This window comes from Limnobacter humi (genome assembly GCF_024518835.1).
GTDB classification, from domain to species: Bacteria; Pseudomonadota; Gammaproteobacteria; order Burkholderiales; family Burkholderiaceae_B; genus Limnobacter; species Limnobacter humi.
The window spans coordinates 473,894-498,201 of record NZ_JANIGO010000001.1 but is presented as its reverse complement, the minus strand read 5'-3'; the positions used below and the strand labels follow the sequence as shown (position 1 = coordinate 498,201).

At 59.1% G+C, this 24,308-nt stretch carries 21 protein-coding genes; 12 read left to right on the top strand and 9 right to left on the bottom strand.

Translation table 11 applies throughout. The features are described 5' to 3' along the window. Positions 1-295 precede the first annotated feature (295 nt). The 7 genes from NQT62_RS02380 to NQT62_RS02350 form a co-directional block, all read right to left on the bottom strand. A complete protein-coding gene (locus NQT62_RS02380; RefSeq protein ID WP_256762963.1) occupies positions 296-1,510 on the bottom strand; it encodes an MFS transporter in 1,215 nt (404 codons plus the stop codon). A gap of 92 nt (positions 1,511-1,602) precedes the next feature. Then, positions 1,603-3,165: a methyl-accepting chemotaxis protein gene (locus NQT62_RS02375; protein WP_256762962.1), complete on the bottom strand. Its 1,563-nt coding sequence runs from the start codon at positions 3,163-3,165 to the stop codon at positions 1,603-1,605. Positions 3,166-3,326: 161 nt separating this feature from the next. After that, the gene (locus NQT62_RS02370) at positions 3,327-5,081 is read right to left on the bottom strand and encodes an ATP-binding response regulator (RefSeq protein WP_256762961.1); all 1,755 of its coding nucleotides are present in this window, start codon (positions 5,079-5,081) and stop codon (positions 3,327-3,329) included. Further along, positions 5,078-5,695 (bottom strand): response regulator, encoded by a 618-nt coding sequence (locus tag NQT62_RS02365; protein ID WP_256762960.1) that lies wholly within the window; start codon positions 5,693-5,695, stop codon positions 5,078-5,080. Before NQT62_RS02365 ends, NQT62_RS02370 begins: the two co-directional genes overlap by 4 nt. Before the next feature lie 136 nt (positions 5,696-5,831). Then, complete coding sequence (locus NQT62_RS02360; RefSeq protein WP_256762959.1) at positions 5,832-6,620, bottom strand: metal ABC transporter permease; 789 nt, start codon at positions 6,618-6,620, stop codon at positions 5,832-5,834. Beyond that, on the bottom strand, positions 6,617-7,375 hold the full coding sequence (locus tag NQT62_RS02355) for a metal ABC transporter substrate-binding protein (RefSeq protein WP_256762958.1): 759 nt from the start codon (positions 7,373-7,375) through the stop codon (positions 6,617-6,619). The genes NQT62_RS02360 and NQT62_RS02355 overlap by 4 nt, the downstream gene beginning before the upstream one ends. A gap of 26 nt (positions 7,376-7,401) precedes the next feature. Next, a complete protein-coding gene (locus NQT62_RS02350) occupies positions 7,402-8,379 on the bottom strand; it encodes an acetamidase/formamidase family protein (RefSeq protein WP_256762957.1) in 978 nt (325 codons plus the stop codon). Between the two features lie 324 nt (positions 8,380-8,703). On the opposite strand from NQT62_RS02350, the gene NQT62_RS02345 reads away from it, so the two are divergent. Next, positions 8,704-9,360 (top strand): fumarylacetoacetate hydrolase family protein, encoded by a 657-nt coding sequence (locus NQT62_RS02345; protein WP_256762956.1) that lies wholly within the window; start codon positions 8,704-8,706, stop codon positions 9,358-9,360. A 32-nt stretch (positions 9,361-9,392) separates the two neighbouring features. On the opposite strand, the gene NQT62_RS02340 is transcribed toward NQT62_RS02345, so the two are convergent. Continuing rightward, positions 9,393-11,435, bottom strand: a complete 2,043-nt coding sequence (locus tag NQT62_RS02340; protein WP_256762955.1) for an alpha/beta hydrolase — start codon at positions 11,433-11,435, stop codon at positions 9,393-9,395. Positions 11,436-11,577: 142 nt separating this feature from the next. Beyond that, a complete protein-coding gene (locus tag NQT62_RS02335; protein ID WP_256762954.1) occupies positions 11,578-12,636 on the bottom strand; it encodes an AraC family transcriptional regulator in 1,059 nt (352 codons plus the stop codon). A gap of 61 nt (positions 12,637-12,697) precedes the next feature. Between NQT62_RS02335 and NQT62_RS02330 the strand changes: the two genes are divergently transcribed. The 11 genes from NQT62_RS02330 (at position 12,698) to mnmH (ending at position 24,297) form a co-directional block, all read left to right on the top strand. Continuing rightward, on the top strand, positions 12,698-13,822 hold the full coding sequence (locus tag NQT62_RS02330; RefSeq protein ID WP_256762953.1) for a fatty acid desaturase: 1,125 nt from the start codon (positions 12,698-12,700) through the stop codon (positions 13,820-13,822). Positions 13,823-13,972: 150 nt separating this feature from the next. Then, positions 13,973-14,248, top strand: coding sequence for an FmdB family zinc ribbon protein (locus NQT62_RS02325; protein ID WP_256762952.1), 276 nt, complete (start codon positions 13,973-13,975; stop codon positions 14,246-14,248). After that, positions 14,245-14,847 carry a DUF502 domain-containing protein gene (locus NQT62_RS02320; RefSeq protein WP_256762951.1) on the top strand — a complete coding sequence of 201 codons (603 nt, stop codon included), beginning with the start codon at positions 14,245-14,247 and terminating at the stop codon, positions 14,845-14,847. The genes NQT62_RS02325 and NQT62_RS02320 overlap by 4 nt, the downstream gene beginning before the upstream one ends. A 27-nt stretch (positions 14,848-14,874) precedes the next feature. Next, positions 14,875-16,680: an aspartate--tRNA ligase gene (gene aspS / locus NQT62_RS02315; RefSeq protein ID WP_256762950.1), complete on the top strand. Its 1,806-nt coding sequence runs from the start codon at positions 14,875-14,877 to the stop codon at positions 16,678-16,680. Positions 16,681-16,702: 22 nt separating this feature from the next. Further along, a complete protein-coding gene (nudB, locus tag NQT62_RS02310; RefSeq protein WP_256762949.1) occupies positions 16,703-17,203 on the top strand; it encodes a dihydroneopterin triphosphate diphosphatase in 501 nt (166 codons plus the stop codon). A 210-nt stretch (positions 17,204-17,413) separates the two neighbouring features. Further along, complete coding sequence (locus NQT62_RS02305; RefSeq protein WP_256762948.1) at positions 17,414-18,208, top strand: endonuclease/exonuclease/phosphatase family protein; 795 nt, start codon at positions 17,414-17,416, stop codon at positions 18,206-18,208. Further along, complete coding sequence (locus NQT62_RS02300; protein ID WP_256762947.1) at positions 18,205-19,575, top strand: phospholipase D-like domain-containing protein; 1,371 nt, start codon at positions 18,205-18,207, stop codon at positions 19,573-19,575. The genes NQT62_RS02305 and NQT62_RS02300 overlap by 4 nt, the downstream gene beginning before the upstream one ends. 17 nt (positions 19,576-19,592) lie before the next feature. Continuing rightward, positions 19,593-20,606, top strand: coding sequence for a ligase-associated DNA damage response exonuclease (locus NQT62_RS02295; protein ID WP_256762945.1), 1,014 nt, complete (start codon positions 19,593-19,595; stop codon positions 20,604-20,606). After that, positions 20,603-22,315, top strand: coding sequence for an ATP-dependent DNA ligase (locus tag NQT62_RS02290; RefSeq protein ID WP_256762944.1), 1,713 nt, complete (start codon positions 20,603-20,605; stop codon positions 22,313-22,315). The genes NQT62_RS02295 and NQT62_RS02290 overlap by 4 nt, the downstream gene beginning before the upstream one ends. Continuing rightward, positions 22,299-23,201: a DUF429 domain-containing protein gene (locus NQT62_RS02285; RefSeq protein ID WP_256762943.1), complete on the top strand. Its 903-nt coding sequence runs from the start codon at positions 22,299-22,301 to the stop codon at positions 23,199-23,201. The genes NQT62_RS02290 and NQT62_RS02285 overlap by 17 nt, the downstream gene beginning before the upstream one ends. Before the next feature lie 7 nt (positions 23,202-23,208). Continuing rightward, on the top strand, positions 23,209-24,297 hold the full coding sequence (gene mnmH / locus NQT62_RS02280) for a tRNA 2-selenouridine(34) synthase MnmH (protein ID WP_256762942.1): 1,089 nt from the start codon (positions 23,209-23,211) through the stop codon (positions 24,295-24,297). The last annotated feature ends 11 nt before the right edge of the window (positions 24,298-24,308 follow it).

Here is a 24,308-nt window from a genome sequence, read left to right as displayed (position 1 = left end):
TTTCCCCGGCTTTTACCGCACCGGCTAAGCGGCATGCGCTGTTCCCTTCCCTGCAGCGACAGTCAGGGCCATTGGCCCGAGCGTGCCAAACAGGCGCGGTGGGCCAAGCCTTCAGGCTGGACCAGAGGTCGATCCCGACTCGCTTTTTGGAGGGTCGACCTCAGCGATCGTGAGGCTCAGGGAGGGAAATACAAATGGACCGTCGCAAAGGGGAGGGAATGCGCGGGACGCTTTTCTGGGCGAGGTGTACGCGCAGCGCTGCAGTCAAGCGCGAGGTAACTGTGCAGTGCCGAACTCACCCCGCCACTGAAACCCGCATCTGCGCTTCCCGAATCGGCAAGTTCGCCACAGCGGCCATCGCTGCCAGGGCAATATCGGCCATCCACATCCACTGGTAATTGCCAAATTCCACCATGGCCAAGCCACCCAGCCAGGCCCCCAAAAAGCCGCCCACCTGGTGCGACAGCAAGGTCAGCCCAAACAGCGTGCCCAGGTAGCGCGTGCCAAACAGTTTGCCCACCAGCGAGGCCGTGGGGGGCACCGTGGCCAACCAGGTAAACCCAAGCCCTGCCGCAAAGGCGTAAAAGGTCCAGTCGGTTTTGGGCAGCAGCAGGTAGGCAATGATCAACAGGCTGCGTGAGCCGTACATCACGGCCAGGATCATTTTGCTGCGGTGTTTGGAAATCAGTTGGCCCACCAGCAAACTGCCTGCAATATTGGCCAATCCGATGATGGCCAACGACCAACTGGCCACGTTGGCGGGCAGGCCGCACAGGGCCACCTCGCCAGGCAGGTGCGTCACCAAAAATGCAATGTGAAATCCGCAGGTAAAAAAACCGGCATGCAGCAGCAGGTAGCTGGGGTCTTTCAGGCTGTGCGACACCGCCTGTTTCAGCCCGCCATCGGTCGCCTGGTTGGCGCTGTCAGCAATCACACCTTGGCCGGTTACCTTGTTCACCAGGGGCAGGGTGGCCAGCGCCACCAACAGCATGGACCCGATGGCACCCATCCAGCCCAGCCATTGGATCAATTTCTGCAGCAGGGGTGCAAACACAAATTGCCCAAACGATCCGCCTGCGTTGATGATGCCGGATGCAGTGCCCCGCGCATCGGCAGGCAGGCGTTGGGCTGCAGCGCCAATCAACACCGAAAAACTGCCAGCCCCGGAGCCGATGGCGGCCAGCAAACCGGCTGACAGCACCAGCATCCATGCACTGTTCACAAAGGCGGTCAGCAGGCAACCCAGGCCCAGCAGCACCAGGCCACCTTGCAACACGGGCTTGGGCCCATAGCGGTCGGCCACTGCGCCTGCAACCGGTTGAATGGCACCCCAGGCAAACTGACCAATGGCCAAGGCAAAACTGATGGTGGCAATGCCCAGGCCTGTGCTTTGGTTGATGGGGCTGATGAACAGGCCCATGGACTGGCGAATGCCCATGGTGACCATGAGAATGCCAGCCGCAGCCAGCACGATGGGAAGCACTTCAGGGCGGCGGATGTTTGCAAACATGATCAATCTCCGGGGGAGATTGGATTCTCGCGTTGCAACTGCGAGAATGCAAACGCTTTTGTGGCGTTTGCAGTCTCAGGGTTTTCGAGTGATCAGGCGGTGTGGGTCTTGAAAAAAGACATCACGTCGGCCAATTGGCTGGCCTGGGCCGACATCTGTTCTGCTGTGGCAGCCAACTCCTCGGAGGCCGAAGCGTTTTGCTGGGTGATCTGGCTCATCTGTTGCATGGCGCTGTTGATCTGTTCCACCCCCACGGTTTGCTCCTGCGATGCACAGGTGATTTCCTGCACCAGGTCAGCGGTCCGTGTAATGGCTGGCACCATTTGGCCCAACAGCTCGCCAGCCCGTTCAGCCAGTTCGACGCTGTTGGTTGCCACCTGTCCAATTTCTGCTGCGGCCACCTGGCTGCGTTCAGCCAGTTTGCGCACCTCGGTGGCGACCACGGCAAACCCTTTGCCATGTTCACCGGCGCGTGCTGCTTCAATGGCGGCGTTCAGGGCCAGCATGTTGGTTTGGTAGGCAATGTCGTCGATGATGCCGATTTTCTCGGCAATGTCACGCATGGCAGACACGGTGGACGCCACAGCATTCCCGCCTTCCCGGGCTTGTTGGGCGGCAGTGGAGGCCATGCCTTCAGTCACCTTGGCATTGTCGGTGTTCTGGGCCACCGAGGTGGACATTTCTTCCATGGCCGCACTGGTTTCCTCCACCGAGGCCGCCTGCTCACTGGTGGCATGGCTCAGGTTCTGCGCGGTGGAGGACACCTGCACCGACGCACTGGAAATATTGTCGGTGGCGCTGCGCACTTCCAGAATGATGCCGGAGAGTTTCTCGACCATGGTCTTGATCGAAGCCAGCATGCTGGTGGAGTCGCCCGCTTGCAGTGGAATGCTCACCGACAGGTCGCCGTTGGCCACCCGGCCCACGATGTTGTTCACCAGGTTGGGCTCGCCACCCAGTTGTTTCAGTGTGCTGCGTACAATCAGGATGCCCATGGCCAACAAGCCGCCCAAGGCAATCAAGGCCACCGTTAACATCACCACATTGGCTTTGTCTGCAGCCGCAGCGCCCTCCACCACAGCCGCATTGCCGATGTTCACATTCAAATCGACAATCTGTTTGAGCAAATCTTCCGAGGTGTTGTACACCGGCAGCAAGTCTTTCATTTGCTGGTAGTACTGCGCAAACAGTTGTTTCTGCTCGATCTCTGACCGCGTGCGGCTAAGCGCTTCAATGGTTTGCCGAATCTGGTCTGCCCCGGTTTTCCACTCGCTCTGTTTGGCTTCAAACTGCTTCCACAGTGCGGCTTCCTCAGCGGTTTGGGGCAGAGGTTCGTAAAGCTTCCAGCCTTCCTGCAGGCGCGCCCAACGTTTGTCCAGTGATTTCAAAATGCTGTCAAATTCTGCCTGGGCTTGATGGTTGTTTTCATAAAACGCCACGCGCCGGTTGGTCGCTTGAATGGCTGTTCTGGCATTCATCACGATTTCCAGACCCAGAACGGACGGCAGTCGAACCTGACCAATTTCATTCATGGAGCCTGTCACGGTCCGAATGCCCAAAAAGCCGGTCAGGCTGCTGGCCAACAGGGCGACAATGGCGATGCCCATCATCAGGGTGAGTTTGGTGCGAATGGTGAGATTGGCGAATGTGTTCACGGAATGTCCAGTTGCAAGGGGTCGAGGGGTGCCTGCGTTGAACAACCCGCAGCCAACAGTGCCTTAGACGGCGAGGCGATGGCTGACAGTACCGCTTTTGAACAGGGTGTAACCATACCCACTTCGCGCACCCCCTCAACCGGCAGAACTCGGCCGAGGGGCTACGCTGGCGGGTTTTGCGCCAACAGGTGGCTAAGCGCTGCCCGCAACTTCGCAGCGCTTAAGGGTTTGTGCAGCAAGGGCAGCCCGGATGCCCTCGCTTCGCGGATTCTCATGGGGTCGGTGTCTCCGGTGAGAATGGCCGCGGGAATGGGGCCCCAGCGGGCCCGAATATCGGCAATGGCTTGGGTGCCGGTGGTGTCGTGCCGAAGTCGGTAGTCCGCCAAGATGGCATCCGGCATGAAGCCGCTGATCTGGATCAATTCCAGTGCTTCTTCAGCCGACTCGGCCGTGGTGGTGGCACACTCCCACCGCTCCAGCATTTCCGCCAGGCCAGTCCGAATGTCCGGGTCGTCATCGATGATCAGGATGGCCTTGCCCTGCAGCGCCATACCCTGGTCTGCCAACGCAGATTCATTGGCCCGCAAGTCGGCCAGTTGCCCCCGTTCCACCTCAACGGAAAACCGTGCGCCGTGGCCCACCCTGGAATCAATGGCGATCCGATGGCCCAGCAGATCGGCCAGTCCGTTCGCAATGAACAGACCCAGGCCCAGCCCTTTCTCGCGGTCCCGTTCGGGGTTGTCGAGCTGAAAAAACTCATTGAACACCTGTTGGTGGGCCGATTCCGGAATACCAACACCCGTGTCAATCACATCAATGCGCAACTGCGGGCCCTGGCGCCTGCAGCCCACCACCACACGCCCGGTCGGTGTGTATTTCAAAGCATTGGCCACAAAATTGCGAAGAATGCGTTCCAGCAGGTTGGGGTCGCTGCGCACCAGCAATCGGGTTGGGTGAATATGCAGTTCAAGGCCTTTCACCTCGGCCTGGGCTGCAAACGTGTTTTTCAGGCTGTCCAGCAGCGGCTGGAGGGGAAAGCTGTGAATGTCCGGCGTGATGCTGGCGGCATCAATCCTTGAAAAATCCAGCAGTGCGTTCAGCAGGCTTTCCAGGCCACGACCAGCTGCCCGGATGCGGCCCAGCATGCTGGCCTGCGGTCGGTTTTGAAGTTCCTGGCTTAGCACGTCCACAAACAATTCAATGGCTTGCACCGGTTGGCGCAAATCGTGGCTGGCTGCGGCCAAAAACCGTGTTTTGGCCAGGCTGGCGCGTTCCGCCACGTCTTTCTGGTGGCGCAGGGCTTTCACCAGGTCAGCGTTGCGAAAACGCAATTCCAGGGTTTCAAGCAACATGCGTTGCAGGTTTTTTCCGTAGTTGATGTTCACCATTAGGAAGGTGAGCGACAAGGCTGCCACCACCGCGTGGAATTGTGAGCCTTCCACCAAACAGCGCAGGGCAAAGGGGAGCACGGTCGGGATGGCATACGCTGCATAAGCCGGTACATGGCAGCTGTGGGACGAGACGGCACCGGCTGTCATGCCCCCCAACACAATCACCAGGGTCATCATGACAATCGGCTCATCGCCAAAAAACAGAATACCCAGCAACCCCCACAGGCAGCCTGCTGTCAGGGTTTGCGCTGTGGCAATTCGAATCCACCGATCAGGCTCAAATGTTGAGCCCAGTGCAATAAAACGACGCCGTACCCACCAGCGGATGGCGCACAACAGGTAAATGGCAGCCATCCAGCCAACCACCGTGCCATGCGGGCGGATATTCCAGAAAATCGCCCCCACGCCCGATGCAGAGACCAGGCTGCCGATCAGCACAAAGGGCAAGTGATCAAACAGCAGTCGGCATTGTTCACGGCGAATATCGGCGGCATAAGCGTTACCGTCCGGCACCGGGGTCGTCACACAACCCCCCGGCGCTTTGCCAGCACCACCGCTTCGGTTCGTGATTTGGCGCCCAGGGCTCGGAATACGCTGGCCACATGGCAGCGCACAGTGTTCTCGCTCATGTTCAGCATTCGGCCGATTTCCTTGTTGGAATGGCCTTCACACAGTTGTGACAACACCTCAACCTGACGGGGAGTGAGGTGAAAGGCACTTCGGCTGGGCTGGGTGCTCAAGGCGATCGGTCGCTGTGGGGATGGCGACTCCACATGGCCCGCCAGAATGCGTTCAATGGCGTTGAGCAAATCGTCGGCACTGCCCGATTTTGAGATGAAACCTTGCGCACCCTGACGCAGACCTTGTTGAATCTGGATCGTATCTGCGACACCGGAAATCAGGGCGATGGGGCTTCCGGGGAAGGCGCGCCGCAATGCTTGAAGACCTTGCAGCCCGGCAGAGTCCGGCAATTGCATGTCCATCAGGATGAGATCGAAGTCAGACATCTCGTCTGCAAATCGCAAGGCTGGCTGCAGGGCGCCAAATTCATGAATGGTGACGGTGTCATCCAGCCGCTGCAAAATATGGCGCAGGCCTTCCCTGAACAACAAATGGTCATCAATCACCAGCAGATTCATCGCATCCCGCCCCTTTGGTCTTGCATCATGTCAAAACCCGGCGGGCGTGGCAATACAGCAGGGCTCGTCTATTTGGATGAGGTCTGTGCGCGACGCCACAGCCACAAACCCAGCAAGCTTGCTGTACGCCTGTGACTCACCGAGGGCTTGCCGCTCCACCGGGCGAAGGTAGAGCGCTTGCAGGGCGGGCAGCGCTTTTTCTGCGGCATCCAGCAAGGGCTGGTCGGCCCGTGGTTGCGCAGCCAGCCACACTAGGCTGACCACCCAGGCCGATGCCCCAAGCCCATTGTTGGCTTTGGCGTTTGGCCAGCAGCACGCCGCACAGCGCCGGAATAATCAGAAATGAGAAGACCAGCAACACGCCAGCCATGGCCACTGAGGATGTTACGACCACACCGAATGCGGCGTAAAACAGCAGGTCGACCAGCCAGGCTCGCCCGCCGTTGCCCTGCATCCACCCCCGGTCGGTGGCCAGGTGCAGCAGCCCAACAATCGGGGTGTAGACCAGTGCGGCTTTCAACACCTCGTCGGGCGTGACTGTCAAAATGCTGCCGGTCAGCATCTGCTTCAAGTGCTCAGCCCCTTGGGGCGCAGAGTCAATCAGTAGAACACCGCCTGCTGAACAGGCCACATACAACACACCCACCAAAGCCTCATGGGGGACGGTGTTGGGTGCAAACCGAATCAGGGACAAAACCAATGCACCCGCCCAAGCCAAACCCAGTGACCATGCATAGGCGCCCAATGTGCCCGGCATGTGGCCTTGCATAAAGGCCACCGTGGCCCCAAGTGCCGCGCATTGTGCCAAGGCGAGGTCTACAAAAATCACATTGCGCTGGATGACATGCAGCCCAAACTGACAGTGCACCACAATCAGCAACAAGCAGGCCAATAGCGGCAGGGTCAAAAAATCCAGTGCATTCATGGTTGGCTTCCAGGTGTTGCGCTCAAGGCTTTTTGAAGCACTTGCACGTTGTATTCAAACAAATCCACGTAGTTGTTGATGCCTGGTGCATCCCCCACAGACGCAGCCAGGCTCACAATGTGAGCCCCGGTTTTCCGGGCGATGAACTCCAGATCACGGGTTGGTTCTGACGGTTGGCGGATCAGCCAGCGGATATTCCGGGTTTGTACGGTTTGAACCAGCGTGGCCAGTGCTTTGGGGCTGGGCGCAACACCAGGACGGGTTTCCACAGTGGCTGCCATGTTGAGCTTGAACCGACGGGCCAGGTAGGGCCAATTGTTGTGGTACACCAGCAAGGGCACGCCGGCCCAGGGTTTCAATTGGTCTTGCCAGGCCAGCGTTTTTTCTTTCAGCAAAGCCAAAAAGGCATTGCGCTGTTGCACATATTGCCGGGCATGGGTTGGGTCCAGGCGGGCCAGCGCCTCCGCAATGTTGCCCGTGATCACCGCCGCATTGTCTGGGTCTAACCAGTAGTGGGGGTTTCCAGCACCATGGGCATGGCCGTCCGATTGAAACCCACCCTGTTTGACTTCCAGCAGCAACACATTGCGGGATGCATCCACCACCGCTTCACCACCACGTGTCAGGTCGGTGCGTCCACTTTGCTTGATCAGCCGGTTTAACCACACGTCATAGTCCAGGCCAACCCGAACCAACAGTCGCGTGTTTTTCAGGCGGCTCAGGCTGGGCAGTAGCAGACCCAGCAGGCCAATCATCAGGCAACACCTTGCGCGGTTTATCATCATGCCTTCTTGTTCACCCACAGGTTTTTGGGCACCACGCAGTGAATGGACTTCTTCGCATCCGTCATCTCACCCACGCGGCAGTCCATGCCCACGGATACCAAACCGTAGGCATCCAGACGACTCAGCCCTTTTTTGGCTTGCAGTTGCTCAATCATGCCCATGGACGCCATGTCCATCGCCTTGTTGGCATCGGCGTCAGTGCCCACCGACACAAACAGGTCTTTGGTTTCGGTCAGCGGCCTTGGCTCAATGCCTTTGGCCTTCAGGTTTTTGGGGTTGGTGCAGTGAATGCCCTTCTTGATGTTCACGACTTGTGACACCCGGCAGTCCGACACAGTGGGCATCAGCTTGGCGGCTGCGTCCGGCGTGATTTTGCGCTGCTCGGCGAGATACTTCACGGTTTGTGCCTTGGCATTGTCCCAAGCAAGGTTCAAATCTTTGTCAAAGCCCATGGTCACCCAGTGGGTGGGGGTTTCGATGCGGGGCATGTCCAGCTTCATGGTCTTCACCACTTCCACCGTCACATTCAACTCCTTGTAGGCGGTTTCAATCGCGGTGAGGTTGACTTCACCATTGCCTTGTGCGGCGTGTGAGTCGCCTGACCACAGCAAGCCACCTTTCACCCACACTGGCACGTACAAGGTTGCACCGGCCTGCAGTTCGCGGATGTCCATGTTGCCGCCGTACTCACCGGGAGGTACGCTGGAATAGCGGCCAGGCTCGGCGCGTGCCACACCAATGGTGCCGGGGAAGGGTTTCAACGGAATTTCAATACCTGGCAAAAATTCCGCCACCTTGCGTTCCATGTCCAGGTACAGGTATTTCACCTGGCCGTCCTGGAAGTCTTTCGGGAACTGGCCAAACATGCCGGGAATATTGAAGTTGGTGCCATAAGCGCGGGGCACAATCCGGTTGATTTTCACTTTCAGCACATCACCGGGCTCGGCGCCGTTCACGTAAATGGGGCCGGTCAATGTGTGGGGGCCGCGGCCCCGGAAAACGCTGCAGCAATGGCCCAGCGCGTGCGTGTCATCTTGATCATGGGTACTCCTGGGGGTTGCTTCAAATGCACGTGGGCAGCAGGGCTACCCAGCCAGCGCTTTACGCAACGTCTGTGCCATGCCAGTTTCCCGGTCCGGGTGTACGCTCCCAGTGCATCGGCACACCGCGCTGGTGCAGTGGCGCTTGGGGTTTACACCAAGCTTTGCGGGTTTTCCAGTAGGCGCTGTTGGGGCATGTGCACCACCACAAGGCACGTGGATAAAATGGGCCATACACCAGTCAACCCCGGAGCATTCATGCCGCACGTTAACCTGCTCAGCAACCCACCGCAGTCCATCGCTGTTCAAAACATTTTCTGTATTGGCCGCAATTACGCCGCCCACATTGCCGAGCTGGGCAACAAGCCGGCCGACGACCCCGTGGTGTTTCTCAAACCCACGTCGGCCTTGAACACCACCAATACCCTGCGCCTGCCTAGCCATTCGAGCGATGTACACTATGAGACTGAGTTGGTGCTGTTGATGGGGCGGGGTGGGAAGAACATTCCGCAGGCTGATGCCTTGCAGCACATTGCAGGCTTTGGCATCGGTCTGGACCTGACCGCCCGCGACATTCAAGGCAAAGCCAAATCAGCCGGCTTGCCGTGGGCCGTGGCCAAGGGGTTTGATGACTCGGCCACGGTGTCCGAATTTATTCCCGCAACGTCGGTCGGGGACTGGAGCCAGTTGACCTTTCGCATGGCGCTCAATGGCCAAACGCGGCAACAAGGGGATGTCCGCCAGATGCTCTACAGCCTGCCTGTCATCATTGCCCACCTCAGCCAGGTGTTTACGCTGCAGGCGGGTGACCTGGTGTTCACCGGCACACCGGAGGGTGTCGGGGCCTTGTCTGCTGGAGATCAAATCGATGTGCAGTTGGCAACGTTGTTGTCTCACACCGTGTGGGTGAAATGAACAGGCTCACGCAGTGAGCCTGTTCAACTTTTTTAGCGGATTGTTTTGCGTCGGTATGCCGCCAAGGCCGCCGTGAGCATCAGCAAGCCAGCCCAACCCATCGAACCGCCACCACCCGTGGTGCTGGTGTTGCCGGCGCTGGTTGCGCCAGTGCCGCCAGTGCTGCCAGTGCCTGTTTCGGTGGGTGATGTGGGTGTTCCGCCCCCTGCGTCACTGACCGGAATATTGGGCAATGGGCCAGCCAATGCCTGCAGTTGAACATCGGTCAGCTGAAGTTTTACCAACCCTTCGGCTTCCAGGGCCAGGCTTTTCAGGTGTTCAAAGTCAATGCCGGCGAAGTCTTTTAACGGCAGGCGCACCATGTTCAGCAGCGTTTTGGCCCCCTCGGTGTTGGTGGCATCGCCAGGTGGTACATACACCGCCGTGCTGTAATCCGCCACCCGCAGGGTTTTGGATTGGCCCTTGGTGTCGGTCAAGGTCACCGACAATTTGGGCGCATCTGTCAGTGCCGGTGTGGTGCCCGTGGGCACTGGCAAGCCAACCCGGAAGGTCACGGCGTCATAGGCCTTGCTGTTCAGGTTGCCCAGGTTAAACACCACGCTGGATTGCTGGTTGTCTGACTCCACCACCAACTGCCCGGCAGTGGCCTGTGTTCTGGCGCTGGGGCAGGCTGCAGGTGCAGCAGTGCCAGTGGCCGAGGTGGTATTGCAGAACTCAAACTTGTCCAGATTCACCGCCGTGTTGGCGGCATTCAGGTTGTTGGTCATCAGGGACTGATTGTCCAGTGTGTCGTCGATCACCAGTCGCTGGTCGACGGGTTTCTGAATGCTCAGGTGCACCCGGTCTTCACACCGTTGTCCGTTTTTCGCTGTGGCTTGGGGGCAGGCATCCAGCGGCAGGCTGGCTTGCCCAGTCCAGTAACCTGCAAACTGCTGCTCATTGCCCAAGAAATACCGGAAAAACGACGACATCAAAAATTCGCCATGGCGCCGCTGGTCCAGCGGGTTGTCACGCCCGTTGCCGGCCTTGCCCAGCTCGCAGAAGCTGTCTGTATTCGAATAGTCGTCGCCAGTCCAGGTGGTGTTGTAAAAGTTGTGGTTGGCTCCCATGGTCACGATCTGGAATTTCGGTTTTGGGGTTTGCTCGGTGACGTAGCGGCTCTTGTCGAACATGAAAGCCCCTTGAAGGTTCGAGACATCCCCGTCGCAGTAGGGCAACAACACCGCAAAGTTCACATCCGGCGCCGCAATGTAGCCAAAGTTGGTGGGTGCCAAGGCAAACACGGATGTGATGTTGTGCGGTTTGTTGAATTCACTGCCCGCCGGGTAAACATTGCCCACTTCCAGCGTTGCACCCCGTGCCTTGTTCACGCCCACCACATGCGTGACGGCCTGGCCACCCCGGGAGTGGCCCATCACGCCAATGTGGTCCATGTCAATTTTGCCGCGCAAGCTGGCCAGCGCGTAGGGCTTGTTCATGGCGGAATAACTGCCGTTTTTGTTGATCTCTCTCAAAATGTCCAGGTGGTGCAAGATAAGTTGAGAGCGGGCATTCACACCGGCGTCTCCGACCAGGTCCTTGTCGTTCACGTCATTGGCATTGATGGAAATCACCACATACCCATGCGCCGCCAGGTTCCTGGCCATGTAGTCGTAGCCTTTGTAGCTGTCGACTGTTTTCACCACCTGTATGGGCTGGCCCAATACACCGGGCAGTTCCAGGTCGCATTCACCCGTGCTTAAAAATTCCTGACCCAGGTAGCTACAGGTGACATGGCGCCCGTGCAAATACAGAACCACTGGAAAGGGACCGTCGCCGTCCAGCGGATAGCGCACCAGGGCGTTGACGTCCGCGTTGTATTTAACGCCTTGGGGGTCGTCCACCACAATTTGTGCAGACCGGTATTCGATGGGTTCTGACACCCGCGAAGCGCCTTCCAGTGAGCGCACACTGGGGGCGCTCGGCTGCAAATCAATGGGTCGCATGCTTGCACCAATTGCGCCCAGCCCGAAGACCAAAGCGCCTGCACTCAGTGCAAGGGTCAGCATTGTTTGATTGGAAAACACACGTTTCATTGCACCATCTCCATACAGATCTCATCACTTTGCTGACGTGTTTTGCAAAACACGCCGTGCCGCTGCAGGGTTCGTTGCAAGAGTTGTTCCCTCCAGCTAGAGGGCTGTGTCTAAATGGTATTGATTCGTGGCGGGGTGGGGCTTAGCGAAGTTCGCTGGGGCTTTTGCCATACCAGCGTTTGCAAGCCCTGCTGAATGCGGATGAGTCTGAAAACCCAAGGTCCAGCGCGATGGCTGTCAGTGGGTCCTGGGTGTGTTTCAAGCGTCGCAAACATTCGGTTTGACGAATGTCGTCAATCAGTGCAGCCAGGCTGGTGCCTTCTTCGGCCAGTTTGCGCTGCAGGTTGCGCGCGCTCATGTTTACCTGTTGTGCCGCCTCTTCAATCGTGGGCGTGCCGTGGGGCAGGCGTTCCCTGGCCCAGTTTTTCAGCATGCGGCTCAAACTGGTGGCCGGTTTCAGGCGTTCCATGGCTGCCAGGCTCGCCTGGTCCAGGTGTTCAGCCACCAAGGGGTTGGCGCCCTTTAGTCGGGTTTGAACCGTGTGCAGCGCATACACCAGCGCAATTCGCGGCTGGCCAAAGCTCACTGGGGCTACAAACAGCTTGTTGAAGAGGTCCAGGGCCTCCCCCTGGGGTTCTGGTCGACTCAACTCCACCCGCAAGGGGATCAATTCGGGCGAACCCAGGCCTTTGCCGGCATTGGCCAGCAAAGCCATAAAGCCATCCACCGACTGGTGTGCAGGCCTGGATGCATCCCGAATGCGCAACTCCACTTCAAACGTGGATTCCCGGGTTGAAATCACGATCTGGCTGGCGTCGGTCACCAGGTCGGCAAAGCGGCTCATGCGGCCAAAGGCCTGCTCCAGCGTTTCGCTGGCCATCACACTCAAGCCCACGGCATGGAATGTGGCCGGCGTGATGTGGCGGATGGCTTTCAGACCCAAGGCCTCGTCACCGGTCAATTCAACAGCCCGCAGCCACAGGCGGGTGGTGTCAACCACTGGGTAACGGGCCTCCGGGTTGTCCAGCAGGCTGTGGTCCAGTCCGACTTCGGCGAACAGTGCGCTCGAAGACAGGCCCCGCAGCTCCAGTTCACGGGCAAGGCCGCGCATCCAGCTGGTCAGGGCGGTGGGGGTGTCGGAATGCAAGGGCGTCATGGTGTGGCGCGCAAAGTCATGGGCTTGTCGTTCTGGAACATGCAATCAATCAGTAGCCCAAGCATACTGCATGCACTTCAATAACAAATCCGAGTGAGGCAAGACCATGGCAAGTTTGAGCGACAAGCTGATGAATGGCACCCCAAGCCAGACTGCAGCAGCTGCCCCTGCATCGCGCATCAAGCAGAACCACATCAATGCGGTGGACCAGAAACGCATTGCCACCATCAAAACCGCGATTTTGGCCGAAGGTGACCGCATTCGCGCCAAGTACCCCGTGCTGGCTCATCAGGACGCCATTGGCATGGGCATTCTGTTGCTGAGCATGGCCGGTGCATTGTTGACCGGCTGGGCCTACCTGGAAGGTGTGCTGGCCTGGTACATCACCATTCCCGTGATTGCGGTTTTCCTCTCGTTCACCCATGAGCTGGAGCACGACCTCATTCATTACATGTACTTCCGCAAAAACAAGTTCATGCACAACCTGATGATGGCCCTGGTGTGGATTTGCCGCCCCAGCACCATCAACCCTTGGTTGCGCCGCCACTTGCACCTTCACCACCACAAGCATTCCGGCACTGCCACCGACCTGGAAGAGCGCGCCATCACCAACGGCGAGCGTTTCACCCCCCTGCGCGTGCTGATGATGCTGGACCTGGAATTGTCGGTTGTGCTGCGCATTCTGAAAGTGCCCAAACACCTGCGTTTCAAAGCCTTGATGCGCGGCGCCATTGGCAACTTCCCGTTGGCCACCATTTTCTACACCGTTTACCATGCCTACGTGGCCTACTGGGCCATTGAAGCAGCGGCCTGGCTAGTGGGTTACAGCGTGCCTTGGCCTGCCGTGGTGACCAATCACGTGGACTTGGCCAACACCGTGGCTGTGCTGGTGCTGGCTCCCAACCTGCTGCGGTCATTTTCGATCAACTTCATCAGCTCGAACATGCACTATTTTGGCGACATCGAAGACGGTAACTTCGTGCAGCAGTGCCAGGTGTTGAACAGCAAATGGTTCGTGATCCCTCACCTGTTCTGCTTCAACTTCGGTTCCACACACGGCATTCATCACTTCGTGGTTCGTGATCCGTTTTACATTCGCCAGATGACAGCCAAAAAGGCCCATGAAGTCATGCGCGCCAACGGTGTCCGCTTCAATGACCTGGGTTCCTTCACGCGGGCCAACCGCTGGGGCAACGACCCCAAAGCCATGGTGCCGGTGAGCGCCCAGTAAGGCGCGAGTCGATTCGGTACACACCACGCGCCGGGTTTCTGAAGAACCCGGCGCGTTTTTTTATTTCCTTTCAAAAACAGACGCTTGGAGAACCACCCCAGCGCAACGTATAATCAGGGGTTTGTCGTTGCTTTTCCAGGTGTTTCCAAAATGCCAATTTATGCGTATCGCTGCCAGTCCTGTGGCTTTGAAAAAGACGTCTTGCAGAAAATCAGTGATGCCCCGTTGACCCGCTGCCCCACGTGCGGGCAGGAGCATTTTGCCAAGCAGGTCACTGCGCCCGGCTTTCAACTCAAGGGTTCGGGTTGGTATGTCACCGATTTCCGTGGCGGGTCCAGCGGTTCCAGTGCAGCGGCTGGCGCCGGCGCGCCAGCACCTGCAGCACCCGCTGCATCGTCGTCCACCCCGTCGTCTGACGCCGCATGAAAAAACTTCTTTTGGCCGGTCTGTTGGTGTGGGTACCCCTGCTGATCACCGCTTGGGTGCTGCTCACTGTGGTGGGCCTGGTCGACAAAACCCTGTTGCTGCTGCCAGCTGCCTTGCAGCCGGAAAGCCTGTTCGGTTTTTATGTACCGGGCTTGGGATTTGTACTCACCTTTTTGGTGCTGCTGGTCACGGGTTTGCTGTATACCAATTTCATTGGTGCCTGGTTGTTCCGGCTTGGCGACCGCATTTTGTCGGGCATTCCGCTGCTCAAGGTGGTGTACACCAGCGTCAAGCAAATTTCGGACACCTTGCTCACCTCGTCGGGTAAAGCCTTTCGCGAGTCTGTGCTGGTGCCTTACCCGCACCCTGGCGTGTGGGCGTTGGGTTTTGTCACCGGCAATCCGCCCGACAACCTGGCGAGCTCATTTGAAGACCGCATGGTGGCTGTGTATGTGCCCACAGCGCCCAGTCCAGCCTCCGGGTATGTCATCATCGTGCCGGAAAATTCGCTTCGCCCCTCGGGCATGACCGTGGACGAAGCCTTGAAATACATTGTGTCACTGGGGGTGGTCACACCGCCCGGTGAAGCTGCCCTTTAACTTGAACTTCGACTACACACCAACAACATGAAAATGCGCACCGATTATTGTGGCAACGTGTCACAAGCCCACCTGGGCCAAACCGTCTCCCTGTGTGGCTGGGTACAACGCCGCCGTGACCACGGTGGGGTGATCTTCATCGACCTGCGCGACCGTGAAGGCCTGGTGCAAGTGGTGTGCGACCCCGATTTGCCCGAGATGTTTGCCCTGGCCGAAACCCTGCGCAACGAGTTCTGCGTGCGCGTGGAAGGCCTGGTGCGTTCCCGCCCGGCGGGTACCGAAAACAGCAACTTGAAAAGCGGTGCTGTCGAAGTGCTGTGCAAGGGCCTGGAAGTGCTAAACGCGTCGGTCACGCCGCCGTTCCAGCTCGACGATGAAAACCTCTCCGAGACCACCCGCCTGACCCACCGCGTGCTGGACCTGCGCCGCCCGCAAATGCAGAAAAACCTGATGCTGCGTTACAAGGTGGCCATGGCCATCCGCAAGTACCTGGACGACCAAGGCTTCATCGACATTGAAACCCCCATGCTGACCAAGAGCACGCCCGAAGGCGCGCGCGACTACCTGGTGCCCTCCCGCGTGCATGCCGGCGAATTTTTCGCGCTGCCCCAGTCGCCCCAGTTGTTCAAGCAAATGCTGATGGTGGCGGGCTTTGACCGGTATTACCAAATCACCAAGTGCTTCCGTGACGAAGACCTGCGTGCTGACCGTCAGCCCGAATTTACCCAGGTGGACATCGAAACCTCCTTCCTGACCGAACAGGAAATTCGTGACCTGTTTGAGCACATGATCCGCAAGGTGTTTGCCGAAACCATGGATGTGCAACTGGCCAACCCCTTCCCGGTCATGCCTTATAGCGAGGCCATGGCCCGCTTTGGTTCCGACAAGCCCGACCTGCGCGTCAAAATGGAATTCACCGAGCTGACCGACCTCATGAAAGACGTCGACTTCAAGGTGTTCTCCGGCCCCGCCAACATGGACGGTGGCCGCGTGGTTGCACTGCGTGTGCCTGGCGGTGGCGACATGCCCCGTTCTGAAATCGATGCCTACACCAAATTCGTGGCCATTTATGGCGCCAAGGGCCTGGCCTGGATCAAGGTCAACGACCTCTCCAAAGGCCGTGACGGCCTGCAGTCGCCCATTGTGAAAAACATTCACGACACCGCCCTGAACGAGCTGCTCAAGCGCACCGGTGCCCAGAATGGCGACCTCATCTTCTTTGGTGCCGACAAAGCCAAAGTGGTCAACGATGCCATCGGCGCATTGCGGTTGAAAGTGGGCCACAGCGAATTCGGCCAGAAGGCCGGTTTGGTGCAAGGCCAGTGGGAACCCCTCTGGGTGGTGGATTTCCCGATGTTCGAATTCGACGACGAAGGCGGCCGCTGGGTGGCCTGTCACCACCCCTTCACCAGCCCCAAGGACGGTCACGAAGATTACCTGGCCACCGACCCTGGCAAGTGTCTGGCCAAGGCCTACGACATGGTGTTGAACGGCTGGGAATTGGGCGGTGGCTCGGTGCGTATTCACAAAGAAAACGTGCAAAGCAAGGTGTTCCGCGCACTCAACATTGGCGAAGAAGAAGCCCAGCAAAAGTTTGGCTTCCTGCTGGATGCCCTTCAGTACGGTGCGCCACCCCACGGTGGTTTGGCCTTTGGTCTGGATCGCATTGTGACCATGATGAGCGGTGCCGAAAGCATTCGCGACGTGATTGCTTTCCCCAAAACACAGCGCGCCCAGTGTTTGCTCACGCAAGCCCCAAGCCCAGTGGACGAAAAGCAGTTGCGCGAATTGCACATTCGCCTGCGCCAGGCCGAACCCAAAAACGTGGCTTAAACGCCCGCTGGTTCAGCCGTTCATGGCATTCAAAATCCCCGTGTCGGTGCTGGTCGTCATGACCCGTCCTTCCGGGGATTTTTTATTGATCGAGCGGGCCGACAAGGCGGGGTATTGGCAGTCTGTCACCGGCAGTCTGGATGCGTTGGACGAAGACCCTGCCCAAGCCGCCCTGCGGGAGTTGCAGGAAGAAACCGGTTTCATTGCTCGTCTGGACAACAAACCCGTGTTGCACTGCACGGCCGCAGAACTCAAACAACCAGGCGTATTGCGGCCCTGGCCACACCACATTCAATATGAAATTTTTGAGCATTGGCGCCACCGGTACGGGCCCGGTGTCACCCACAATACCGAGCATTGGTTCATGGTGTGTTTGCCCAGCGACGCAAAGCCCACCTTGGCCGCCAAAGAGCATGTGGCCTTTGAATGGTTGAATGCCCAGGAAGCGGCAAAGCGGTGTTTTTCACCCAACAACGCGCAGGCCATTCTGGACCTGGCCGCCCGTTTGAATACCCAAAAATAAAAAGGGGCCGATAGGCCCCTTTGCGATATGAAATTAGTTCAAAAGAAGAGAAGATCAAAAGACTTCGTTAGCCAGAACTAAATATTTACGATGAGATGGTAGGGGGATACCCTAGGTGTCACAATACCCGGAGTCTGTGACAAAACCTTGAAACCACGTTCAATCTGCCCGTAATTTACGGACCTGTTCAGCAAGGGGAAGGGGCGTGTCATGCGCTTGAGAATGGCCACCTACAACATCCACAAAGGCGTGATGGGCCTGCGCAAACCCGCGCTCACCATTCATGCCCTGCGGGACAGCATTCACGCGCTGGATGCTGACCTGGTGTTTCTGCAAGAAGTGCAGGGCCGCCATGACCGCCATGCCGAGCGCTTTGAGCACTGGCCGCAGGCCGGTCAGCATGAATTTTTGGCCTCTGGCGTGGACGAGGTGCTGGGCCATGCCAGCAGCCCCCGCTATTTCACAGCCTACGGCATGAATGCAGTCTACCCACATGGTCACCACGGCAATGCCTTGTTGTCCCGGTATCCCATTGAATGGGTGCTCAATGAGGATGTGTCCGACCATCGGCTGGAGCAGCGCGGGCTGTTGCATTGTCGCGTCTTGACCCCCAGTGGACCAGTGCATGCGCTGGTGGCGCATTTTGGCCTGTTTGCACGCAGCCGAAACCGCCAGGCCGACAAGCTGGTAGACCATGTCCGCCGCCATGTTCAGCCCCAGTCACCGGTGCTGGTCGCCGGCGATTTCAACGACTGGCAACGCCGCCTGGGCCCGGTGCTCAAGGCTGGCTTGGGCGCCGAGGAAGTCATCCCTTTTGAACGCAGCCGTCGTTTGGCCAAAGTGGCCAGCTTCCCCAGCCGATTGCCCCTCTTGGGGCTGGACCGCGTGTTTGCTCGGGGGTTTGATGTGCTCCATGCGGAGGTCTGTCATGGCGCGGCCTGGGGCAAGTTGTCAGACCATGCGCCCATGGTGGCCGATTTGCATTTAAAGACCATGACGCCATGAAACATCGCATCGAGGGGCTGCTGGAATCCCGCTTGGAAACCCTGTTGCAACCGGTTCCACCTGAACGCAACGGAAACCAGGTGGCCTTGCTCACTGGTGGGGAGGCCTTGTTTCCGCGTGCTTTGGCAGCGATTGCCAATGCGACCCATGCAGTCCGTATTGAAACCTATATATTTGCCAACGATGCCGTGGGTGAGGCTTTTTGCCTGGCCCTGTGCCATGCAGCCCTGCGGGGTGTGCAGGTTCGCCTGGTGCTGGATGGCTTTGGGGGAAAGGAAGGTGTTGAGCACCATGTGCCCCGCCTCCAGCAAGCGGGTGTGGACGTGCGCATCTTCCGGCCAGAAGGTTCGCCGCTGAAGCTCACACCCACGCGTTTGCGCCGCATGCACCGCAAAATCATCGCGGTCGATCGCCGGGTGGCATTTGTCGGCGGCATCAATTTGATTGATGACCTCAACCACGCCGACGAACAACATGAACTGCGCATGGCTGAACTGCGCGAGCAGCAGTCTTACGTGCACCTGTTGTCCGGGCACCGCCAACCCTTGAACACCAACCGCCAACTGCGGGGCGACATGCTCGGCCCGCGCTATGACTTTGCCATCCAATTGGAAGGCCCAGTGGTGGGCGATGTGTGGCACAGCATGGAATGGCTGTGGTGGCAGGTTGGGCCGCGAGGCACCGTCACCGACACCTTAACTGCCCGGTGGTGGGCCAAGCGCAAACAGCGCCTGGCCAATGTTCTGGCGGAAGAGGCCCGCCAAGGTCCAATTGCCCACCAAGGCTCGGTGAAAGCCCAACTGGTATTGCGGGACAATTTCCGGTTTCGCCGTCGCATTGAGCGCAGCTACATTCAGGCCATGAGCCGAGCCCACACCTCGGTGGTGTTGGCCAATGCCTACTTCTTGCCCAGCCGACGCATGCGGCGCGCCATTCTGGCTGCACGCAGCCGTGGTGTGGTGGTCAAGCTGCTGCTGCAGGGGCGCGTGGAATATGCGTTTCAACACTATGCCACCCTGCACCTGTACGACGAGCTTCTGCAACACGGTGTGGAGGTGTACGAGTACACGCCCAGCTTTTTGCACGCCAAGGTGGGCGTGGTCGACTCCTTCTGGGCCACGGTGGGGTCCTCCAACCTCGACCCGTTGAGCACCCTGTTTGCCCGCGAGGCCAACATGGTGGTTCACAACCGGGCATTTGCCCAACAATTAAAAGCGGAATTGTTGCACGCCATTGCGCACCACAGCCATCGCGTCGACCCGGAGCTGCACCGCCGCCGCCCCTGGCGCAGCCGGGCATTCAGTTGGGTGTGTTATAAACTCACGCAGTTGGCGGTGTTTGTCACCGCATTCGGTAGTCGATATTAAGGCAGTCGGTGTTCAGCATGGAATTGGTTGTTAGCCGCCCGGAGGGTTTGTATTGCCCGCCCGGTGATTTTTACATCGACCCCTGGCGCAAAGTGGACCGCGCTGTCATCACCCATGCCCACGCAGACCATGCCCGCTATGGCCACAACCACTATCTGTGTGCTGAGGCTGGCGCGCAAGTGTTGCGCACACGCTTGGGCAACATCCACCTGGACACCTTGCCCTACGGCACGGCTGTTGAACACCGGGGCGTTCGCATCTCTTTTCACCCGGCGGGGCATGTGTTGGGCTCGGCCCAGGTTCGGCTGGAATACCAGGGTGAAATTTGGGTGGCCAGTGGCGACTACAAAGTGCAACCCGACGCCACCTGCACACCTTTTGAACCGGTGAAGTGCCACACCTTCATCACCGAGTCCACCTTTGGTTTGCCCGTTTACCGCTGGCGACCGCAGGCCGATGTGTTCGCCGACATCAATGCCTGGTGGGCTGCCAATGCCGCGCAGGGCAAAGCCAGCGTGCTGTACGGCTACTCGTTTGGCAAAGCTCAGCGCATTGTGGCGGGAGTGGATTCCTCGATCGGCCCCATTGTGTGCCACAGCGCAGCGCAGGCCTTGAACACCGCTTACCGGGAATCGGGCATTGCCTTGCCGCCCACGTTGCTGGTGAGCGAAGTCACCGACAAAGCCATCTATAAAAACTGCCTGGCCATTGCACCGCCTGCTGCCCAAGGCGCCAGTTGGATGAAGCGGTTTGGTTCGGACTATTCCGATGCCCTGGCCTCTGGCTGGATGCAGTTGCGTGGCGCACGCCGGCGTGGCAATGTGGACCGCGGCTTTGTGCTGTCCGACCATGCCGACTGGCCTGGCCTCATGAAAGCCATTGGTGCCACCGGTGCCGAAAACGTGATTGTGACCCATGGTTATGTGCCGGTGATGGTGCGCTGGCTGCAGGAGCAAGGGCTCAATGCCCGCGCATTCCAAACGGAATATGGTGGCGAGCAAGGGGCAGACGACGAGGTGCCCGCAGCATGAAAGAATTTGCGGTCCTGTTCAATGCGCTGGATGCCTCCACCTCCACCCTGCACAAGGTGCAGGCCATGGCCGATTATTTTCGGCAGGCCAGCCCGGCCGATGCCGCCTGGGCCGTGTATTTTTTGGTGGGTGGAAAACCCCGCCGCACGGTGCCCACCCGCCAGTTGCGTGAGGCCGCATTGCAGGTCAGTGGTCTGCCCGACTGGCTGTTTGAAGAAAGCTACCAGGCCGTGGGCGACCTGGCAGAAACCATTGCCCAGGTGCTGCCGCTGGCAGAAGCCGAACCCTTGCCCGAACAGGGCCTGGCCCATTGGGTGGAACAACGCATCTTGCCACTGCGCAACCTGGACGACACGGCCCGGCTGGAGGCGGTGTTGCGCTGCTGGATGGACCTCGACACGGCTGGCCGCTTCCTGTTTGTGAAACTGGTCGGTGGTGGTTTCCGGGTGGGGGTGTCCAAGCTTTTGGTGTTGCGTGCTTTGGCCCAAACCAGTGGGCTGGATGCCAAGCTGCTCGCCACCCGCCTCATGGGGTATGCCGATGCCGACCACCAACCCACGGCAGAAAGCTACCGCGCCTTGCTGGCTGATGAAGCCCAGGCTGACAGCGACCACCGCCCTGGCCAGCCCCTGCCGTTTTTTTTGGCCCACCCACTGCAAGACGCACCCGAGACCTTGGGCGATGTGTCGCAGTGGCTGGTGGAATGGAAGTTTGACGGCATTCGCGCCCAGGTGGTGAAAGATGCCGGACAGGTGTGGATTTGGTCTCGCGGTGAAGAGTTGGTCAGTGAGCAGTTTCCGGAATTGACGGCGGCGTTTGCCAACCTGCCCGATGGGCTCACGCTGGATGGCGAGATATTGGTTTGGCTTAATGGCTCACCCGCGCCATTCAACGCGTTACAAGCCCGGCTCAACCGCAAAACCGTGAGCAAAAAGTTGCAGCAAGACGCCCCGGTGGTGTTCATGGCCTACGACCTGTTGCGGCTGCAGGGTGTGCGGTGGGTGGACCGCCCTCAGCATGAACGCCGTACACAGCTGGAGCAGATTGCAGCCCTCAACACGCCGCACTTCTTGTTGTCGGAATTGGTTAAGCAACCCAGTTGGGCCGCGCTTCAGGCCTTGCGCGCTGAAAGCCGTGCCCGCGGTGTCGAGGGCTTCATGTTGAAGCACCGGGATTCCCGCTACGGGGTGGGGCGTAGCAAAACCGATGGCGTGTGGTGGAAATGGAAAATCGACCCCATGAGCGTGGACTGTGTGCTGGTGTATGCCCAACGGGGCCATGGCCGCCGTGCCAGTTTGTACACCGACTACACCTTCGCCGTGTGGGACCGAACGCCCACCTCGGCCGACGAGGCGCAGGCGGTGGTGCAAGCCATTGCCCAAGGCGAAAAAGTGGACGACACCGTGGCCCGGGGTTTGCCCCGCCTGGTGCCGTTTGCCAAGGCGTATTCGGGCCTCACGGACGACGAATTCAAACTGGTGGACCGCGAAATCCGCAAATACACCGTCGACAAATTTGGCCCAGTGCGCACCGTGGCCCCCACCTTGGTGTTTGAATTGGGGTTCGAGGCCATCGCGCCATCCACCCGTCACAAAAGTGGCGTGGCCGTGCGTTTTCCGCGCATGCTGCGCATCCGCCATGACAAACCCCTTCACGAAGCCGACACGCTTCAAACCCTGACCGAGTTGCTGCATGCCTTTACTGCTTGAATCGATTGACGAATACACCCTGCTGGGCATCGACTTTTCCAGCAGCCCCACCAAGGCCAAGCCGGTGGCTGTGGCGCAGGGGCAGTGGGTGGAGGGCGTGCTGAAAGTGGGCGAATTGCATTCATTCACCCATCTGGAAGGCTTTGAGACATTGTTGCAGCACGGGCCCACCGTGGCTGGTGAAGCCGGCCCGGCACCATACCTGGCGGTGATCGACATGCCGTTTGGTTTGTCCCGCGAGTTGGTGGACAAACTCAACTGGCCCGGCGCGCAGCGCACCGACAAACGCGCCTGGGGCGACCTCATCGATTTTTACGCCAGCCTGGGGCGTGACGACATCCGCAGCATTTTCAAGGCCTGGTGCGACGCCCGGCCTGCCGGTCAAAAATTTGCCCATCGGGCTTGCGACAAACCCGCCGGCTCATCGCCCTCCATGAAGTGGGTCAACCCGCCAGTGGCCTACATGCTGCATGCGGGCGCACCGTTGTTGAAAAAAGCGGGTGTGTTCATTCCCGGCATGCAGGCTGGCGACCCCCAACGCATTGCGCTGGAAGGCTACCCGGGCTACTGGGCACGGCAGGTGCTGGGGCGGCAAAGCTACAAATCCGACGACCCCAAAAAGGATACGCCCGACCGCCGCATGGCCCGCTCGGAATTGCTGTGCGCGCTGGAGGAGGGCATGTTGCTCGGCATCCGTGTGCAGGTGCGGCCTTACCTGCGTGCCCGCCTGCTGGAAGACGCCAAGGCCGACCACCTGGACGCGGTGTTGTGCTGCCTGGTGGCTGCGTGGTGCGCCAAGCGGGCCGACCAGCAATTCGGCTTGCCCCAGCGCATCGACCCGGTGGAAGGCTGGATTGCCGGAATACCCGCCACAAGGCCGGTATAATCCGCGCATGGAACCCACCACCCCCAGCAACGCCCCGCGTTCTTCCAAACATCCCGACCAGGTTGATCTCAGTCAGTTGGATGACTACACCGTCATCATCGACGTGCGTTCGCCCGCCGAATACGCACTCGACCACATGCCCGGGGCCATCAATTGCCCGGTGCTGGATGATGAGGAACGCATTCGCGTGGGCACGCTGTACAAACAGGTGTCGCCCTTCGAGGCCAAGAAGGTGGGGGCGGCCCTGGTGTCCAAAAACATTGCCCGCCACCTGGAAGAACAATTCATTCACCACGACAAACAGTGGAAGCCCCTCATTTACTGTTGGCGCGGTGGCAGCCGGTCTGGCGCCATGACCACGGTGTTGCGGCAAGTGGGTTGGCCTGCTGCACAACTCAAGGGTGGCTACAAGGTGTTTCGCACCCAGGTGCTGAGCGACCTCGCGCAATGGCCAACCCGGTTTCAATACCGCGTGGTGTGTGGCGAAACCGGCAGCGCCAAAACCCGGCTGCTGGAGGAAATTGCCCGGCAGGGCGGGCAGGTGCTGGACCTGGAAACATTGGCCTGTCACAAGGGCTCGGTACTGGGTGTGTTGCCCGGGCAAAGCCAGCCTTCGCAAAAGCTGTTCGAAACCCGGGTGTGGAATGTGCTGCGCACACTCAACCCCGAAAAGCCCGTGTACATCGAAGCAGAAAGCAAAAAGATTGGCAGCTTGCGCGTGCCCGAGACCTTGATCGAGTGCATGCGCGAGCAAGGCACGGTGCTGCGCATTGAAGCGCCTGTGGCCGCGCGGGTGGATTACCTGCTGCGCGACTACGATTATTTTCTGAGCCAACCCGAGCTGCTGAAAACCCAATTGGGCTTTTTGTACAGCCTGCATGGGCAGGCTGTGCTGGCCCAATGGAATGCCTGGGTGGATGCCGCCGCCTGGCCTGACTTGGTGACTGACTTGTTGGTCAACCACTACGACCCTGCCTATCGCAAATCCACCGCACACAACCTCAAAGGCTACGACCAAGCCACCGTGTTTGCAGTGGATGCGCTGGATGATGCAGCCCTGCGCACATTGGCCGTGCAGGTGTTGGCCAGGGGTTGATACGGATTGAA